This is a genomic window from Aquabacterium sp. A08, from assembly GCF_011742065.1.
This window is the reverse complement of sequence record NZ_JAAQQT010000136.1, coordinates 1-668: the sequence shown is the minus strand read 5'-3', so window position 1 is coordinate 668 and position 668 is coordinate 1. Positions and strand designations below refer to the sequence as shown.

General features: G+C 64.8%; 1 protein-coding gene. It reads left to right on the top strand.

Features of this window, described 5'->3' with window-relative positions; all coding sequences use genetic code 11:
* A partial coding sequence (locus HA630_RS00770) for a DUF475 domain-containing protein (RefSeq protein ID WP_166832063.1) occupies positions 1 to 668 on the top strand: 668 nt, incomplete at both ends.

Genomic DNA, 668 nt, shown 5'->3' with positions numbered 1-668 from the left:
CCCATGGGCCTGTGGACGGCGCTGTGGCTGGCCTTTGTGCTGGCGGTGCTGGAGGTCAGCCTGTCGTTCGACAACGCGGTGGTCAACGCCGGCGTGCTGCGCGACATGAGCAAGTTCTGGCGCCAGCTCTTCCTCACCGTCGGCATCCTGATCGCGGTGTTCGGCATGCGCCTGGTGTTCCCCATCGTCATCGTGGCGGTGTCGGCCAACATCGGCGCCTACGAAACGATGCAACTGGCGCTGCAGTCGCCCGACCGTTACTCGGCGGTGCTGACCAGCGTGTACCCGGTGATTTCGGCCTTTGGTGGCATGTTCCTGCTGCTGGTGTTCTTGAACTTCCTGTTCGACCAGAACAAGGACACCCATTGGCTCGGCCCGCTGGAAAGCCGGCTGGTGCGCGCGGCCAAGTTCGACGAAATCAGCGTCTTCATCGCGCTGCTGGTGGTGTTCTCCACCCGCTGGTGGGTGCCGGAGGCGGACGCCAACCGCGTCTTCGTGGCCGGCGTCCTGGGCATCGTGCTCTACCTGGCGGTGGACGCGGTGGGGGCCTTGTTCGAGAACGAGGCCGAGGGCGAGGCCGTGGTGAAAACCGTGCAGCGCTCGGGCTTTGCCAGCTTTCTGTACCTGGAGGTGCTGGACGCTTCGTTCTCGTTCGACGGCGTGATCGG